We start from the raw sequence: 16,128 nt of genomic DNA on the forward strand, positions 1-16,128 counted from the left end.
AAAGCCCCCATTTATTCCATTCCAGACTTATTCCATGAAAATTACTTGTTTGTTGTGATCAAACCTCGCCATTAGCATCGGTAGTCACACCTCAAGCTGGAGCTTCCATGACTGCGCCCATTCCTTCTTTTTCTCACGCTCGCGTCACGCGCGATGAGCGTGGCGTCTATACCTTGCAGATTCACGACGCCAAGAGCCTGAACATTCTGGCGTCGGCGGTCACACTCAGTTTGATCGACGCGGCGCGCTGGATCGCAGCGCAAGAGGACGCCCGCGCCGTGGTCGTCCGGGGGACGGGCGACAGGGCTTTCGTAGGCGGCGCCAATATCTATGAGATGGCCGAGCTTGATCCCCAGGGCGCGCGCGCCTTCATCACGCGGTTGCGCGATCTTTGCGAGGCCGTGGCCGCCATTCCGGTGCCCACTATTGCGCGTCTGCCGGGCTTTTGTCTGGGCGCGGGCATGGAGCTGGCGGCAGCCTGCGACATCCGGCTGGCGTCGGCGGACGCCGTGTTTGGCATGCCGGAAGTGCGCGTCGGCATTCCGTCGGTGATTCACGCCGTGCTGTTGCCGGCGCTGATCGGACCTGGCCCGACCAATTGGCTGCTGCTCACCGGCGAGACGGTGGATGCGGCCCAGGCAAAGCAATGGGGCTTCCTGGAATTCGTTTGCGAGACGGGCGAACTGGATGCGCTAGTGGAACGCACGGTAGCGCCGATTGCGGCCAGCGGGCCGCGCGCGGTGCGTTCGCAAAAGGCGCTGCTGCGCTACTGGCGCGAATCAACCATCGAAGCCGGGCTGGACCGCAGCGTGGACGCCTTCGGTGACGCCTTCACCACCGACGAGCCGCGCCGCTACATGGAGCCTTTCCTGACGCGCAAGCAGCACGGGGAGCCCAAGTAATGGCAGGTCCGCTCCAGGGCGTGCGCATCATCGACATGACCTCTGTGGCGATGGGGCCGTACGCCACGCAGATTTTGGCCGACATGGGCGCCGAGGTCATCAAGGTCGAGGCGCCCGAGGGGGACGTGTTTCGCACGTCGGCCCCGGCCGCGCATGCCGGGATGGGGCCTGCCTATCTCAACCTGAATCGCAACAAATACAGCGTGACGCTGGACGCCAAGACGCCGGCCGATCGCGAAACCCTGCTGCGCCTGATCGACGGGGCCGATGTCTTCGTATCGAACGTGCGTCCGGCAGCGCTGGCGCGGTTGGGGCTGGACGCGGACTCGCTGTGCGCACGCAACGCCCGGCTGATCCATTGTTCAGCGGTAGGCTTTGGCCAAAACGGCCCATACGCCGCGCGCCCCGCGTTCGACGACATCATCCAGGCCATGAGCGGGCTGGCGGATCTGCAAGGCCGCAACAGCGGCGCGCCCGCGTATGTGAACACCATTCTTGCCGACAAGGTGGCGGGGCTGACGCTGGCCTACGCCATCCCGATGGCGTTGTACGAGCGAGAGCGTTCGGGGCAGGGGCAGGCCATCGAGGTCCCCATGTTTGAAACGCTGGTGTCGTTCACGCTGGTCGAGCACCTGAGCGGCCACAGCTTTGTTCCGCCGCTTGGCCCCATGGGCTACAGCCGCGTGCTGTCGCCACAGCGCCGGCCCTACCGCACGCAGGATGGCTACCTGGCGCTGCTGCCGTATACCGACGCCCAATGGCGGCGTTTCTTCGCGCTGGCTCAGCGCCCCGATCTGGCGGCGGATGCGCGCTATGCCGACGCCGCGTCGCGCGCGCGCCATTTCGACGCGCTCTATCAGGATTTGGCTGACATCGTCGCCTTGCAAGGCACTGAGCAGTGGCTGGCGCTGCTGGCGGATGCCGATATTCCGCATTCGCGCGTCAATACGCCCGAAGCCCTGTTTGACGACCCGCACTTGCAGGCGACCGGATTTTTCCAGCGCGTGGACCATCCCAGCGAAGGGCCGTTGATGGCTTGCGGTATCCCCGTGCGCTTCTCGCGTACGCCAGGTGAAATCAGCCGGCAAGCCCCGCGCCAGGACGCCGATCGCGATATGCTCGTGCCTGCGCGCTAAGGCCGGCATGGCCGGCGGCGCCCCGCGGCGACTTCGACCATGAACATCACTCTTAAGCAATTGCGCGTCTTCTGCGCGCTGTACGAACTGCGCAGCTTCACGGCGGCCGCGCGCGCGGCCTTCGTGACGCAGTCGGCGGTCAGCAAACTGTGCGCCGAACTGGAAGCCGAAGTTGGCCAGCCGTTGTTCGAGCGTTCGACACGCAGCGTCACGCCGTGCGACGGCGCGGCAGATTTCTATGCCTATGCGCAAGAGATTCTGGGCACCGTGCGCGCCGCCGAGCGCAGCATGGCGGGCCTGCGCACGCTGGAACGCGGCACCGTGGGCGTGGCCACGTCCCCGCTCATGATGGCCGGTCTGCTGGGTGAGGTGGTTGCGGACTACCACCGCGCCCATCCCAGCGTGAAACTGGACCTCTTTGAGCTCACTACCGACGACACCATCGAACATGTGCGCAACGGGCGTGCAGACTTTGGCATCGTGTCGCTGGAGACGCCTTCGGAAGAGCTGACCACTCGGGTGATCTATCGCGACACCATGTACGCCGTGTGCGCGCCACGCCACGCGCTGACCCGCAAGCGTGCGGTGACGTGGGCGGATGTGGCCGCGCACGACCACATCATGCTGCGCAACGTCTACAGTGTGCGGCGCAGCCTGGACCGGGTGGCGGCTGACCTGAACCTGGAATTCCGGTATCGCATCGAGGCCGGCATGCTGATCTCGGTGCTGAAGCTGGTGGGTGCGGGGCTGGGCATCACAGTGGTGCCGGGCTATGCGTGCGACCTGGCGCGGCAGCTGGGTTTGCGCATTCTGGCCATTGATGGCGCTCGCAAGCATGGGCATGAACTCTGGCTTATCCAGCGCCGCAACGCGCGTTTGTCGTTGGCCGCGTCGGCCTTTCTAGCGCGCACGGAAGACTATCTGCGCCAACGGCAGAGTGCCGAGCATTAATCCTTGATTGGAATAAGTCTATGAAAATTAGTCCCTTGTTGGGATAAGCGCAGCGCGAGCATCATACGGGCATGCATTCAAGAGGGCCGACCCGCGGCCCCAACAGGAGACAAGCATGACTCGACCGTTCGGTGCACCGCGCCGCCGCCTGCTGGCAGCCAGCACCTTCACTGTTCTTGGCGCGTTGGGTGCACTGGGCGGCGCGCTGCCCTGGGCCGCCGCGCAAGCGCAATCGTCGTATCCCGACAAGCCCATCACCATCGTTGTGCCGTTCTCGCCGGGCAGCGCCACCGACACCAGCGCGCGCATCATTGCGGAAAAGCTGGGCCCGCGCATGAACGTGCCGGTGGTGATCGAGAACAAGCCGGGCGCCTCCGGCACGATCGGCTCGTCGTTCACCGCACGCGCGCAGCCCGACGGCTACACGCTGATTCTTACCAGCAGCTCGACGCACTCGGCCACGCCCGCCTTGTTTCGCAAGCTGCCGTTCGACCCCACGGGCGACTTCATCCATATCGTGCGCATCGCCACCATTCCGATGATGCTGGTGGTGCGCGATGATGCGCCCTACAAAACGCTGCCGGAACTGGTCAAGGCCACGCAGGCCAAGCCCTTGAACTACGCCTACGGCTCGCCCACCAGCCAGATTGCCGGCGCCACGTTCAACACGGTTGCCGGCGCGGCCGCCAACGGCGTGCCCTACAAGAGCCAGCCGCCGGCCGTGACGGATCTGCTGGGCGGCCACGTCGATTATCTTTTCGCCGACCTGTCTGTCGTGACCTCGTTCATGCAAGGCGGCAAGCTGCGCGGGCTGGCGTACACCGGTCATGAGCGCGCCAAGGCATTCCCAAGCGTGCCGACCCTTGCCGAGCTGGGCTACAAGAATTTTGACCTGGTGGTGTGGGTGGGCGTTGCCGCGCCGGCCAAGACGCCGGACGCCATCGTGCAGAAGCTCAACACGGAAGTTGCGGCGATTCTGCGCGAGCCCGACGTGTTGCAGCGCTTCGAATCGCTGGGCATGCAGGTGTCGCCCAACACGGTGGCCGAACACCAGTCTTTCGCCCAGGCGCAGCGCCAGATCTGGACGCAGCGTGCGGTCGACGCAAAGATTGAACCGCAGTAAGCGCCGCGTTTCTTGTTGCGCTGCGCAGTGAAGCAATGATGAACAGCCTGGTACCAGTGATTCCGGTGGTCTGGTACTAAGGCTTGCTTCATCGGGTCGCTACCCTTCGACCTAAGCCATCCAATGAATGGCTGATCGCAACACATCAAGGGGCAAATCATGCGCAGCGCTCGACAAGGCTTGGCCACGATTCTGATGGTGTTGGCGACGGCGGCAGGCGCCGCCGCTGCGCAAACACCCAAACCCGGCGGCACATTGGTGGTGGGGTCGACACAAGTGCCCCGGCACCTGAACGGCGCGGTGCAGTCGGGCACCGCCACCGCGTTGCCTAGCGCGCAATTGTTCGCCAGCCCCTTGCGCTACGACGCGGACTGGAAGCCGCAACCCTATCTGGCGGAATCGTGGGAGTTGGCGCCCGACGGCAAATCCCTGACGCTGCACCTGCGCAAAGACGCCGTATTTCACGACGGCAAACCCGTGACGTCCGCCGACGTGGCGTTCTCGGTGATGGCGGTAAAGAAGAACCACCCGTTTCAGACCATGCTTGCGCCGGTGCAAGCGGTAGATACGCCTGACGCCTACACCGCCGTGCTGCGCATGAGCCAGCCGCACCCGGCGATTCTGCTGGCTTTGTCGCCCGCATTGATGCCGGTGCTGCCCAAACACATCTACGACGATGGGCAGGACTTGAAGACGCATCCTCGAAACTCGGCGGATGTGGTGGGCTCAGGCCCGTTCAAGTTCAAGGAATTCAAGCCCGGCCAGGAGATCGTGCTGGAGCGCTTTGATAAATTCTTCTTGCCCGGAAAGCCCTACCTGGACCGGGTTGTCGTGAAGATCAATCCTGATGCAACAAACCTGCTGATCGGGTTGGAACGCGGTGACATTGCGGCCTTGCCGTTCATGACCGAACCCACCATTTTGCGGCGCGCAAAAGACAACCCCGCCATCGTCATGACCAGCCGCGGCTACGAAGGAATTGGTGCGCTGAGCTGGCTGGCCTTCAATACGGCGCGCAAACCCCTGAACGATGTGCGCGTGCGGCAGGCCATTGCGCATGCCACCGACAAGGGCTTCATCACCAAGGCGCTTAACGCGGGCTTTGCCAAGCCCGCCGACGGCCCGATTGTTGGCACCAGCCCCTTCGCCACGCCCGACGTCACGCGTTATCCGCTGGATTTGAAGAAATCCGAACAACTGCTGGAAGAGGCCGGCTTCAAAAAGGACGCCAAGGGCGAGCGCCTGACGCTGACGGTGGACTACATGCCGGGTTCTGACGTGCAGGGCAAGAACGTGGCGGAATACTTGCGCAGCCAGTTAAAGAAGGTGGGCATCGCGGTGCAGGTTCGCGCCTCGCCCGACTTTCCCACCTGGGCCAAGCGCATCGCCAGCCACGATTTCGACATGACGACGGACATTGTTTTCAACTGGGGCGACCCCGTCATTGGCGTGCACCGCACGTACTTGTCGAGCAACATCCGCGACATCATCTGGACCAACACCCAGTCCTACGCCAACCCGAAAGTCGACGCGCTGCTGGAGCAGGCGGGCACGGAGACCGATGTGGAAAAGCGCCGCGCGCTGTACGCGGAGTTCCAGCGCCTGGTAACGGAAGACGTGCCGATCGATTTTCTGACGGTCATTCCGTATCACACGCTGATGTCGAAGAAGGTGCACGGCATGCCCGAGGGGATCTGGGGCATGTTGTCGCCCCTGGACGACGTCTACCTTCAGTAGGACGGGGCCGCCATGTTGCGATTTATTTTTCGCCGGTTTGCCTATGCGGCCATCTTGCTGCTGGCCGTGGTGACGCTGAATTTTCTGCTGATCCATATTTCACCGGGCGATCCTGTTGAGACCATTGCAGGTTCGATGGGCGGCATCAGCGAAGACCTGCGCGCGCAGCTGCGCACGCAGTACGGGCTGGACAAGCCGTTTCTGGTGCAGTTGGGCCTGTATCTGTCGCAGGTGTTGCGCGGCGATCTGGGCTATTCGTACTTCTTCAACGTGCCGGTGGCGCAGCTGATCTGGGAACGCGTGCCGGCCACGCTGCTATTGGTCGTGACCTCTGTGCTCAGCGCATTCATCGTCGGCACGTTGCTGGGCACGCTGGCCGCCAGGAAGCCGAACGGGCCGCTGTCGCAAGGCATCACGCTGCTGTCGGTGGTGGGCTATTCCGCGCCGGTGTTCTGGACGGGCATCATCCTGATCATCCTGTTTGCGTCCGTGCTGCCGGTCTTTCCGGTGTCCGACATGCGGTCGGCCGGCGGGCCGCAAGACGGATGGGCGGGCGTGGTGGACGTGTTGCACCATCTGGCGCTGCCGGCGTTCACGCTGGCGTTTGTGTACCTGGCGCAATACAGCCGGCTGGCGCGCGCCAGCGTCATGGAAGCCCTGTCCGCTGACTACATCCGCACGGCCCGCGCCAAGGGGCTGCCCGAGCGCATCGTGCTGTACAAGCACGCCTTGCGCAACGGGGTGTTGCCGGTCGTGACGATGCTAGGCCTGCAATTTGGCAACGTGCTGGCTGGCGCGATCCTGGTGGAGACGGTTTTCAACTGGCCGGGGTTGGGCCGGCTGGCGTTTGATTCCGTGCTCAGGCGCGACTACCCGACGTTGCTGGGCATCCTGCTGTTCGCCTCGCTGCTGGTCGTGGTGATGAATCAGCTAACGGATCTGGCCTACCGGCTGATCGACCCGAGGATCAAGACATCATGAGCCAAGCGCCTTCCGCGATTCCCCTTGCTGTTGCCCCCGCGCCATCCCGCGCGCCGGCCCGGCAGTCCTATGAGGCCCTGCGCGTGTTTGCGCGCAATCCGTCGGCGATCATTGGCGTGCTGCTGCTGACGGTCATTCTGGCGGTGACGATCTTTGGCCCGATGCTGATGCAGGCAGACCCGTTTGAAATCGCCAGCGCACCGATGGAGCCGCCCGGTGGTGAAATGCTGCTAGGCACCGACTACCTGGGCCGCGATGTGTTGACCGGCATGGTCTACGGCGGCCGCGCAACGTTGCTGGTGGGCGTGGTGGCCGCGGTGCTGTCGATGGCCATTGGCCTGACGGTGGGTGCGTTGGCCGGCTACTACGGCGGCTGGGTGGACGAGACCCTGATGCGCATCACCGAGTTCTTTCAGGTCCTGCCCACCTTGCTCTTCGCGATGGTCTTGGTCACGCTGTTCTCGCCGTCGCTGGCGACCATTGCGGTGGCGATTGGCGTGGTCAGTTGGACGGGCACCGCGCGGCTGGCGCGCGGAGAATTTCTGCGCTTGAAGCGCCGCGAATACGTTCTGGCCGAACGCGTCATTGGGGCGGGCGATGCGCGCATCATCTGGCGCGTGATTTTGCCCAATGCGCTGGCGCCGCTGATCGTCTCGGCCACGCTCGCCATCGGCACCGCCATCCTCTTCGAAGCGGGCTTGTCGTTTTTGGGGCTGGGCGACCCGAACATCATGAGCTGGGGGCTGATGATTGGCAGCAACCGCCCGTACATCCTGACTGCGTGGTGGGCGGTGACATTGCCCGGCGCGGCCATCTTTCTGACGGTGCTGGCCGTGAGCCTGATTGGCGATGGCTTGAATGACGCATTGAATCCCAAGTCGCGAGGCCGGTCATGAACGCGCGCATGGAGGCAATACCGGAAGCGGACAGGGGGGAGCAAAGGGGCGTGCACAAGGGCGGCCCCGTGCTGGAGGTGGAGTCGCTAAGCCTGGAGTTCCGTTCGCGTGGACGCGTGGCAGAGGTCTTGAGCCAGGTCAGCTTCGAATTGCGCGCCGGCGAAACCCTGTGCCTGGTAGGCGAGTCTGGCTGCGGAAAAAGCATGACCGCCTTGGCCATCATGCGCTTGATCCCGGAGCTGGGCCGCATCGGCGCCGGCCGCGTGCGCTTATCGGGTGCGGATCTGGCCTTGCACGATGACGAAGCCATGCGGCGGGTGCGGGGCAACAAGATCTCGATGATCTTCCAGGAACCCATGACCGCGCTGAACCCCGTCTATACGGTGGGCGACCAGATTGCCGAGCCGCTGCGGCTGCATCAGGGGCTGAGCAAGGCCGAGGCTCGCACACGCGCTATTGGCATGCTGAAGTCGGTGGGCATTCCCGTGCCGGAGCGGCGGGTGGATGACTACCCGCATCAGATGTCTGGCGGCATGCGGCAGCGGGTAATGATCGCCATCGCGCTGGCCTGCGACCCCGACGTGCTGATTGCCGATGAACCCACCACCGCGCTGGATGTCACCGTGCAGGCGCAGATTTTCGATCTGCTTCGCGACCAGCAGGCGCGGCGTGGCACCGCCATGTTGTTGATCACTCACGATATGGGCGCGGTGTCGGAAATGGCCGACCGTGTTGTCGTGATGTACGGCGGGCGCGTGGTGGAGCAGGGCGGTGTGCGGCAGATTCTGACGCAGCCCAGCCACCCGTATACGCAAGGCTTGATCGCCTGTCTGCCCGAGCTGGACCGCGAACCCGACGACGTGCGCCCGGACTTGCCCGAGATTCCCGGCGTGGTGCCATCCGTGTGGGATCGCGGCGTGGGTTGCCCTTTTCTGGATCGTTGCGGGCAGTCGCTTGCGCGCTGCCGCAGCGAGTTTCCGCCCTTGACGTCTGTGGCGCACGGCCAAGACGTGGCCTGTTGGCTTTACCAGGAGGCTTCATGATGGCGCAGCCGAATGTTCCCGCATTGCTGTCCGTGCGCAACCTGGCCGTGCATTTTCCAGTAGGCGGCCGGGGCCGCGACGGCAAGCCCGTTGTGGTCAAGGCGGTTGATGGCGTGTCGTTCGATCTGGCCCGCGGACGCACGCTGGCCATCGTGGGCGAGTCCGGCTCCGGCAAGACCACCACGGCGCTGTCCGTGCTGCGCCTGGCAGACCCCACATCAGGCTCCATCCATTTCGACGGCACCGACTTGACCGCGTTGGGCGCATCGTCGATGCGGCAGATGCGCCGCCGTTTGCAATTGGTGTTCCAGGACCCGTATTCGTCGTTGAACCCGCGCCAGCGCGCCGAGGATATCGTGCGGGCGCCGCTGGACCTGATGCATATCGACCCGCCTGGCGGACGCGCAGCGCGCGTGGCCAGCTTGTTTGAATTGGTGGGCTTGCGGCCCGAACAGCGCCAGTTGTTTCCGCATCAGTTTTCGGGCGGCCAGCGGCAGCGGCTGAACGTGGCGCGGGCGCTTGCCAGTGCGCCCGACCTGATCGTGTGCGACGAACCCGTGTCCGCACTCGACATCGCCATTCGCGCGCAGATCCTGAACCTGCTGCGCCGTATCCAGCGTGAGCAGAACCAGTCATTCCTGTTCATTTCGCACGATATGGCGGTGGTGGAACACATCTGCGACGACATCGCCGTGATGTACCTGGGCAAGATCATCGAGCAAGCCTCGCGCCAGGCCTTCTTCACGCGCCCGCTGCATCCCTACAGCGTGGCGCTGATGTCAGCGGTGCCCACCGTCAAGGGCGGGCGCGAATCGGCCGCCCGCCGCGTGCGGCTGATGGGCGATCCCCCCAGCCCGGTCAACCCGCCGCCCGGCTGCCGCTTTGCCGGACGATGCCCCGCCGCGCAAGCCGTCTGTTCCACGCACGAACCGGCATTGCGCGAAGTCGTATCGGGCCACCGTGTGGCCTGCCATTTTGTCGAAGTCCGCGACGGCGCCCTGGTGGCGCCGCTTGCCGGCTGAATCCAACCGTCAGAAGGAAGCATCGATGACCCGGCACGAAGGCATGAACGTAAGCCATCCCAGCAATGCCAAGGTGACGATCTACGCCGCCCGCAGCATCCTGACCATGAACCCGGCGCAGCCGCGCGCAACGCATGTGGCGGTGAAAGACGGCCGCATCCTGGGCGTGGGCAGTAAAGAAGACTTAGCCGGATGGGGGCCGTCGGAGGTTGACGACCGGTACGCGGACAAGGTTCTGATGCCCGGCCTGGTCGAAGGGCATTGCCACCTGCCGGAAGGCGGGATGTGGAAGTTCGTCTACGTGGGCTTCTACGACCGCCGTGGGCCCGATGGCCGGTTATGGAGCGGCCTGAAAAGCTTTGACGCGGTAGCGGGCCGCTTGCGCGAAGCCGAACGCAATCTGCCTGCGGGCGAAACGTTGATCGGCTGGGGCTTTGACCCCATCTTCTTCGATGGCCAGCGCATGCGCGTCCAGGACTTGGATGCGGTATCGAACACGCGGCCGATTGTCGTCATGCATGCCAGCATGCATTTGATGAACGTGAATTCGCCGATGTTGGCCCGCGCGGGTATCGACCGCGACACTGACATCGAAGGCGTGACCCGCATGGAAGATGGCCGCCCCAGTGGCGAGCTCTGTGAATTTGCGGCCATGTTCCCGGTGATGCGGCTGATCGGCAGCCCCTTCCGTACCGTAGGGCTGTCGGAAGACGGGCTGCGCATGTTCGGCAAGGTGGCGCAGTGGGCGGGCGTGACCACCGCGACGGATCTGGTCAATGAGCTGGGCGATGACGGTCTGGCGACGCTGGCGCGCATCACTGCCGAGGCCGACTATCCGGTGCGCATCGTGCCCGCCGCGTCGGCGTTGACGTATGCCGGCGACCCCGCGAAGTGCCTGGAAAAACTGTCGGCCGCCAAGCGCTTGAACCACGACAAGCTGCACCTGGGCATGGTCAAACTGGTGGTGGATGGGTCCATCCAGGGGTTCACCGCGCGGGTGCGTTGGCCCGGTTACTACAACGGCGCGCCCAATGGCATCTGGGTGATTGCGCCCGCCGAGCTGGATGCCACCGTGCAGGCCTATCACGATGCAGGCGTGCAATTGCACATCCACACCAACGGCGACGAAGCCACGCAGCGCGCCATCGAAGCGGTAGACCTGGCCCTGCGCTGCACCCCGCGCCGTGACCACCGCCACACCTTGCAGCATTGCCAGATGGCCGACGCCGCCCAGTTCCGGCGCATGGCCAGCTTGGGTATGTGCGTCAATCTGTTCGCCAACCATCTGTACTACTGGGGCGACGCGCACTATGCGCTGACGATGGGGCCTGACCGGGCAAACCGCATGGACGCGTGTGCGTCGGCGGCGCGGGCCGGCGTGCCGTTTTCCATCCATTCAGACGCGCCGATCACGCCGCTTGGGCCCTTGTTCACCGCGTGGTGCGCCGTCAATCGTCAAACTGCCTCGGGCCGAATTCTTGGCGAGTCTGAGCGCATCAGCGTGGATGCGGCGCTGCACGCCGTCACCTTGGGCGCGGCCTACACCTTGCATATGGACCATCTGGTCGGTTCCATTGAAGTGGGCAAGTATGCGGATTTCTGCGTGTTGGGAGACGACCCCGCCGCGGTGCCTGCCGAACGCCTGAAAGACGTCGCCGTGCTGGGTACGGTGGTGGGCGGCCGGCCGCTGTCGTTGGAAGGAGCCTGACATGGCGGCTTCCCATGCAGCGCGTATTCCGCTGACGGTGGTGGGCGGCTTTCTGGGGGCGGGCAAGACGACGTTGCTGAATCACGTCCTGCGTAATAGCCGCCGCCGTGCCGCGGTGTTGGTCAACGACTTCGGGCCTATCGACATCGACGCCGGGCTGCTTGCCGGGCGCGCGGATGAAGTGATCCGGCTGGCCAACGGCTGCGTCTGCTGCTCGATGGCGGGCGGTCTGGACGACGCCCTGGCGCGCGTGCTGGCGCTGGACCCCTTGCCAGAATGGATCGTGATCGAGGCTAGCGGCGTGTCGGACCCGTCCCGCATCGCGCAGGTCGGCATGTGCGACCCGCTGCTGCAACTGGAAGGCGTGGTGGTCCTGGTGGATGCGGCGAACGTGCGCGCATTGGCTTCCGACCCCTTGCTAAGCGACACCGTCGCGCGGCAGTTGCAGGCGGCGGATCTGCTGGTGCTGAACAAGACTGACCTGGTGACGCCCGACGCGCTGGGGCAGGTGAGGCAGTGGCTGAAAGACGAAACGCGTGGCGCGGCCATGGTCGAAACGCGGGAAGGGCGCGTGGACTTGCGGGGCTTGTCGGGTGAGGCAATACCCGCGGGGCACGCACCCCACGATTGTGCGAAGGCGAACTGCGGCCACGGCGGGGGGCATTGTGGGGGGCATGGCGCAGGTCACGACGCAGGCCATGGCGGGGTCCATGGCGACCTCCATCAAGCCGCGCCCGACCATCCCTTCCAAAGCTGGTTCTGGGAGGCCCCGGCGGTGCTGAATGCCGATCAACTGGCGGGCCGGCTTCGGGCCATGCCCAGGCAGTTGTTGCGGGCAAAGGGCTGGGTCAGGACGGATCGCCACGGGTGGGTGCTGGTGCAATGGGCGGGCCGCCGCGTGCGCTTCGACACGCAATCGACGCCGCCCGATGACCTTCCATCGCCGGGCATCGTGTTTATCGGCCTTCGTGATGGACCACAGGCGCACCCGGCATGGGCGTCACTTTGGCAAAGTTCGCTTTCAAATCAAGCGTCTAGTACCACTCATGGCGGCCGGTAGTTTGCAGTAGCATCAGATTTCCTGGAACTCATCTGGACTGCCATGGCCAAGAAACTGAATGAGAAAACCACCAAGACGTTGAAAGAGCGGCGCAAGCTGCCGCTGGCGACGCCCACCGATCTGGCGGCGGCCGCTACCCGCGATATCTCAGCCGCGCTGAACCAACTGTTGGCCGACGTGTTCGCGCTGTATCTGAAAACCAAGAACTTCCATTGGCACGTCAGCGGGCCGCATTTCCGTGACTACCACTTGCTGCTGGATGAGCAAGGCGACCAGCTGTTCGCCATGACCGACCCCCTTGCCGAACGCATCCGCAAGATTGGTGGCACCACGCTACGGTCGATCGGGCATATCTCGCGCATGCAGCGGGTGTCTGACAACGACGCCGATTACGTCCAGCCGTTGGATATGCTGGCTGAGCTGCGCGAAGACAACAAAATGCTGGCGGCCGCGCTACGCGAGGCCCACAACATTACCGACGAGCACCGCGACATCGCCAGTTCCAGCCTGATCGAAAACTGGATCGACGAAACCGAACGGCGCACGTGGTTCCTGTTTGAAGCCAGCCGTCAGGGCGATTCAACGGGTCATTAATACCGGGCTAGGCTATTGACGGGGCCACGTGGTGGCCCCGCTTCATGCTGATTACCGCGCCTTGTCCTGCGATTGGCCGGTCATCATGTAGTACTTGGCGCGCGCCACACCTTCATCGGCATGCGGCTTGCATTGCCAATCCTTCAAACCGCACCAGGCTTGGGTCGAGATGCGATAGCGGCCATTGCCCATCGGCTCGCGGGTGATGCGATACGCCAGCCCGTAATACCCTTTGTCCGGATACTCGGTCTCGATCAGGTTCGAGGTTTCGGCCATGACGCGCCACCGGGAATTGTTCGCCACGTAGTAAATGCCGCGTTCCCAAACCAGTTTGCACTCGGATGCCTCGTTGCAATACAGAGGCGTATCCAACGCTTTTTGCAGTTCCGGGGAAAGTGTGGCGGGACGAGGGCCGGCCACGCAACCCGACAGCAGGGCGGCGGCAGCAAGTATTGCAAGACGGGGATGTGTCATGAAGATCTCCTGGTGGCGGCACCGGCAGCATTCTATAGAAAGTCGGTTAAATCGGGGACTGCTCGGTAACTAAATGACATACATCGGGCGCCTAAGAATGTGTCGAACATGAACGTAAACTGGTGCTCCAACATTCACCGGAAAGCCGCATGTCATTCGTCCCGTTTTCGACGCCGCAGCCCGGCCGCGATCAAACCTGGGGGTTGATGCATAGCCGTCAGGGTGCGCAATTGCAGGTGCCGAACAAACCCGTGGTGTTTTACGACGCGCCGCCGGATGCGGCCACGCTGGCTCAGATTGAATCCGTGCATGTCTGGGCGCCGCACGGCGATCCGTTGACCGAAATGCCCGCACTCATCGCGCGGCTGCCATCCTTGGTGGATTTATCCATGGGGCCGGGCGCCATCGACCCCAGTGTCATGACGGGCTTGCGCGCGGACATGTTGCCCGACAGCCTGCGCCACCTTTCCCTGCATCCCAGTCAAAACACCTATACCTGGGAGGGCGGCGCGATGCCCAGGCTGGAGTCCCTGACCGTGGGGGCGGCGTTGCGATTTGAACCGGAAGATTTTCCGGCGTTGATGTCGCTAACGGCGGTTCCGGATCGGCGCGGCGTCATGTTGGATCGGGCATTGCAACTGCCGCTTAAGGAACTGAACCTGTGGAACGTGCCGGTCGATGCGTCAGTGTTCGATCGTCTTGCGCGATTGCAGCTGGTGGCGCTTGGCTTGGTTAACGGCCGTACCTTGGACACCCTGGCAGGCATAGAACAGCTTGGCGGATTGCGGTCGCTGCAGGTGAAGAACCAAGGAATATTGCACACGATTCGTCCCATTGCCGCGCTATCGAATTTGGAGAAGCTGAACATTCAGTACTGCAAGCGAATTGCCGACATTGACGTGTTGGGGGAACTGTCTCAACTACAAGAGCTCACGCTGGTGGGTTGCGGCGATGTCGGTCTAGGTAAGTTGGAAGAGACGTTGCGTGCGCGCTTGCGGCGCTCGAATATTGCGGCAACGACGTGATCGCGGTGGGTGATACACACTGTTGCATCGGCTCATAAACCCATTACACGGCTTAAGGCATATTGCTCCCGCTTTGATCGTCACATGCCGTGGCGAAAACCCCATCCCCTTTTTGTGTTGGAGCTTAAATTGCAAATTCTCAAGCAAGCTTGCGCCATTGTTTTGCATCGCCGTCAGGCCGTTCTGCTTGCGGCCGCGCTGACCTTGAGTGGCGGCGCTGCCGTGGCCCAGCAGGCGACGCCGGGTCAGATGCCGGGTCAAATGCCGAACATGGCGGCGCTAAGCGGCCAGATGCACGCCGCCGCCGAGTACTGCAACGCTTATACGGCCGCGCAGCTTGAGCAGATGAAGCAGCAGCAGCGGGCGGCGACAAGCGCTCAAGGTATGGCCGCCGCCGATTTCGATTCCACTTTCTCGCAGTCCTACACCGCGGCCAAGGGTCAACTGGCTTCGCTCAGTGCCGCCGATAAGGAAAAGACCTGCGCGCAATTGAAGGCCATGTCGGCGGCGCGCCCGCAATAAGCGCGGCGCGAGCGCCCATCCAGCCCACTACGTCAATCGGAGAGTAATGGATTGCATTAATGGCGCGACGTTCGAGATGGCGTTCGACAAAGGCAGATCCCATTTTCACGATCTGAATTTGCATGACTGCACGTTCGACAATTGTGGATTGTCGATGGTGAAGATTCCCGAAAATATGTCGCGCGTGCAGGGCGTGCGGATCTCGAAATGCCGTGCTGTTAATTCGGAGATCATGCCGTGCATCTTCGAGGATGTGGTGGTGGAAGAACTATCCACCAACCCTATCCTGCTGGTGTGGGCCGGGTTCTTTCGCCGCGTCAAACTCGTCGGCAAAATCGGCAAGCTCAATCTGAATCTGGCGCCCACCGCGTTCTGCAAGGACGTGGGCCTGCTTGAACGTTTCGAGACGGCGCGCGCGGCGTTTTACGCGCAGACGGATTGGGCGCTGGATATCAGCGAAGCCAAGCTGCTTGGGCTACGCTGCGAAGGCGTGCCATTGCATTTGATCAAGCGCGACCCGCAGACGCAGGTGATCGTTGATAAGGGGGGCCGCTACGCAGGTCTTCACGCGCTGGAACCTGGCTTTGCGCAAGCTTTTCCCCTGGCTCACAGCGTCTTGCAGAGCTTCGATGCATCCAGCGATTCCACGCGGTTGCTGACCGTGTCGCTGGCGGCGCCCAAAGCCCGCCGCGAAGAAGAGCGCGGCGCCATCGCCGAGTTGCGTACGTTGGGGTTTCTAGAAGACTGATATTAAAGCGAAGAATAGATAATCAATTAATAATATTCGCAAGCATGTTCGGCAATAATGGGAAATAAAACGAATTATTAGTATTAGCAATTAATGCCACGTACAATCCCGTCCTGATCAGCGATGTTAAGCATTATTGCGCGACAAAGTCAGCGTTCTGAAGGCGGGTAGGGCCGGGCATTTTTGGGTTCTGTTTGCATGGGCTG

The 16,128-nt window shown here is 63.2% G+C and carries 16 protein-coding genes; 15 read left to right on the forward strand and 1 reads right to left on the reverse strand.

What is annotated here, in order from left to right; translation table 11 throughout:
• Positions 1 to 107 precede the first annotated feature (107 nt).
• The 12 genes from HV765_RS01125 to HV765_RS01180 all read left to right on the forward strand — a co-directional run bounded on the left by HV765_RS01125 (position 108) and on the right by HV765_RS01180 (position 13,153).
• Entirely contained in the window at positions 108 to 902 is a 795-nt protein-coding gene (locus HV765_RS01125; RefSeq protein ID WP_175168487.1) for an enoyl-CoA hydratase, read from the forward strand.
• A complete protein-coding gene (locus HV765_RS01130; RefSeq protein ID WP_175168488.1) occupies positions 902 to 2,038 on the forward strand; it encodes a CaiB/BaiF CoA transferase family protein in 1,137 nt (378 codons plus the stop codon). The genes HV765_RS01125 and HV765_RS01130 overlap by 1 nt, the downstream gene beginning before the upstream one ends.
• Before the next feature lie 39 nt (positions 2,039 to 2,077).
• Complete coding sequence (locus tag HV765_RS01135) at positions 2,078 to 2,989, forward strand: LysR family transcriptional regulator (protein ID WP_175168489.1); 912 nt, start codon at positions 2,078 to 2,080, stop codon at positions 2,987 to 2,989.
• 115 nt (positions 2,990 to 3,104) lie between these two features.
• Positions 3,105 to 4,112, forward strand: a complete 1,008-nt coding sequence (locus tag HV765_RS01140) for a Bug family tripartite tricarboxylate transporter substrate binding protein (RefSeq protein ID WP_175168490.1) — start codon at positions 3,105 to 3,107, stop codon at positions 4,110 to 4,112.
• Positions 4,113 to 4,271: 159 nt separating this feature from the next.
• Positions 4,272 to 5,849 (forward strand): ABC transporter substrate-binding protein, encoded by a 1,578-nt coding sequence (locus HV765_RS01145; RefSeq protein WP_175168491.1) that lies wholly within the window; start codon positions 4,272 to 4,274, stop codon positions 5,847 to 5,849.
• Positions 5,850 to 5,861: 12 nt separating this feature from the next.
• Positions 5,862 to 6,830 carry an ABC transporter permease gene (locus tag HV765_RS01150; RefSeq protein WP_054425679.1) on the forward strand — a complete coding sequence of 323 codons (969 nt, stop codon included), beginning with the start codon at positions 5,862 to 5,864 and terminating at the stop codon, positions 6,828 to 6,830.
• Positions 6,827 to 7,726 carry an ABC transporter permease gene (locus HV765_RS01155; protein WP_054425677.1) on the forward strand — a complete coding sequence of 300 codons (900 nt, stop codon included), beginning with the start codon at positions 6,827 to 6,829 and terminating at the stop codon, positions 7,724 to 7,726. The genes HV765_RS01150 and HV765_RS01155 overlap by 4 nt, the downstream gene beginning before the upstream one ends.
• Before the next feature lie 8 nt (positions 7,727 to 7,734).
• Complete coding sequence (locus HV765_RS01160; protein ID WP_175169447.1) at positions 7,735 to 8,769, forward strand: ABC transporter ATP-binding protein; 1,035 nt, start codon at positions 7,735 to 7,737, stop codon at positions 8,767 to 8,769.
• Positions 8,766 to 9,791: an ABC transporter ATP-binding protein gene (locus tag HV765_RS01165; protein ID WP_175168492.1), complete on the forward strand. Its 1,026-nt coding sequence runs from the start codon at positions 8,766 to 8,768 to the stop codon at positions 9,789 to 9,791. The genes HV765_RS01160 and HV765_RS01165 overlap by 4 nt, the downstream gene beginning before the upstream one ends.
• 43 nt (positions 9,792 to 9,834) lie before the next feature.
• A complete protein-coding gene (locus HV765_RS01170) occupies positions 9,835 to 11,499 on the forward strand; it encodes an amidohydrolase (RefSeq protein WP_175169448.1) in 1,665 nt (554 codons plus the stop codon).
• 1 nt (position 11,500) lies between these two features.
• Positions 11,501 to 12,559 carry a CobW family GTP-binding protein gene (locus HV765_RS01175; RefSeq protein WP_082387167.1) on the forward strand — a complete coding sequence of 353 codons (1,059 nt, stop codon included), beginning with the start codon at positions 11,501 to 11,503 and terminating at the stop codon, positions 12,557 to 12,559.
• A 42-nt stretch (positions 12,560 to 12,601) separates the two neighbouring features.
• Positions 12,602 to 13,153, forward strand: a complete 552-nt coding sequence (locus tag HV765_RS01180) for a Dps family protein (protein WP_054425669.1) — start codon at positions 12,602 to 12,604, stop codon at positions 13,151 to 13,153.
• 51 nt (positions 13,154 to 13,204) lie between these two features.
• Here HV765_RS01180 and HV765_RS01185 read toward each other — a convergent pair whose 3' ends face one another.
• Positions 13,205 to 13,627 (reverse strand): hypothetical protein, encoded by a 423-nt coding sequence (locus HV765_RS01185; protein ID WP_156336804.1) that lies wholly within the window; start codon positions 13,625 to 13,627, stop codon positions 13,205 to 13,207.
• 149 nt (positions 13,628 to 13,776) lie between these two features.
• Between HV765_RS01185 and HV765_RS01190 the strand changes: the two genes are divergently transcribed.
• From HV765_RS01190 to HV765_RS01200, 3 genes are all read left to right on the forward strand, one after another.
• The gene (locus HV765_RS01190; RefSeq protein WP_175168493.1) at positions 13,777 to 14,652 is read left to right on the forward strand and encodes a leucine-rich repeat domain-containing protein; all 876 of its coding nucleotides are present in this window, start codon (positions 13,777 to 13,779) and stop codon (positions 14,650 to 14,652) included.
• Positions 14,653 to 14,781: 129 nt separating this feature from the next.
• Positions 14,782 to 15,174, forward strand: coding sequence for a hypothetical protein (locus tag HV765_RS01195; protein WP_254600386.1), 393 nt, complete (start codon positions 14,782 to 14,784; stop codon positions 15,172 to 15,174).
• 46 nt (positions 15,175 to 15,220) lie between these two features.
• Positions 15,221 to 15,922, forward strand: a complete 702-nt coding sequence (locus tag HV765_RS01200; protein ID WP_175168494.1) for a hypothetical protein — start codon at positions 15,221 to 15,223, stop codon at positions 15,920 to 15,922.
• Positions 15,923 to 16,128: the final 206 nt, after the last annotated feature.

The sequence above is a fragment of the Achromobacter kerstersii genome (genome assembly GCF_902859595.1).
GTDB classification, from domain to species: Bacteria; Pseudomonadota; Gammaproteobacteria; order Burkholderiales; family Burkholderiaceae_B; genus Achromobacter; species Achromobacter kerstersii.

Excerpts from the sequence above, each read along its gene's own strand:
- HV765_RS01125 (WP_175168487.1), top strand. The coding sequence starts at position 108 with ATGACTGCGCCCATTCCTTCTTTTTCTCACGCTCGCGTCACGCGCGAT.
- HV765_RS01130 (WP_175168488.1), top strand. The coding sequence starts at position 902 with ATGGCAGGTCCGCTCCAGGGCGTGCGCATCATCGACATGACCTCTGTG.
- HV765_RS01135 (WP_175168489.1), top strand. The coding sequence starts at position 2,078 with ATGAACATCACTCTTAAGCAATTGCGCGTCTTCTGCGCGCTGTACGAA.
- HV765_RS01140 (WP_175168490.1), top strand. The coding sequence starts at position 3,105 with ATGACTCGACCGTTCGGTGCACCGCGCCGCCGCCTGCTGGCAGCCAGC.
- HV765_RS01145 (WP_175168491.1), top strand. The coding sequence starts at position 4,272 with ATGCGCAGCGCTCGACAAGGCTTGGCCACGATTCTGATGGTGTTGGCG.
- HV765_RS01150 (WP_054425679.1), top strand. The coding sequence starts at position 5,862 with ATGTTGCGATTTATTTTTCGCCGGTTTGCCTATGCGGCCATCTTGCTG.
- HV765_RS01155 (WP_054425677.1), top strand. The coding sequence starts at position 6,827 with ATGAGCCAAGCGCCTTCCGCGATTCCCCTTGCTGTTGCCCCCGCGCCA.
- HV765_RS01160 (WP_175169447.1), top strand. The coding sequence starts at position 7,735 with ATGGAGGCAATACCGGAAGCGGACAGGGGGGAGCAAAGGGGCGTGCAC.
- HV765_RS01165 (WP_175168492.1), top strand. The coding sequence starts at position 8,766 with ATGATGGCGCAGCCGAATGTTCCCGCATTGCTGTCCGTGCGCAACCTG.
- HV765_RS01170 (WP_175169448.1), top strand. The coding sequence starts at position 9,835 with ATGAACGTAAGCCATCCCAGCAATGCCAAGGTGACGATCTACGCCGCC.
- HV765_RS01175 (WP_082387167.1), top strand. The coding sequence starts at position 11,501 with ATGGCGGCTTCCCATGCAGCGCGTATTCCGCTGACGGTGGTGGGCGGC.
- HV765_RS01180 (WP_054425669.1), top strand. The coding sequence starts at position 12,602 with ATGGCCAAGAAACTGAATGAGAAAACCACCAAGACGTTGAAAGAGCGG.
- HV765_RS01185 (WP_156336804.1), bottom strand. The coding sequence starts at position 13,627 with ATGACACATCCCCGTCTTGCAATACTTGCTGCCGCCGCCCTGCTGTCG.
- HV765_RS01190 (WP_175168493.1), top strand. The coding sequence starts at position 13,777 with ATGTCATTCGTCCCGTTTTCGACGCCGCAGCCCGGCCGCGATCAAACC.
- HV765_RS01200 (WP_175168494.1), top strand. The coding sequence starts at position 15,221 with ATGGATTGCATTAATGGCGCGACGTTCGAGATGGCGTTCGACAAAGGC.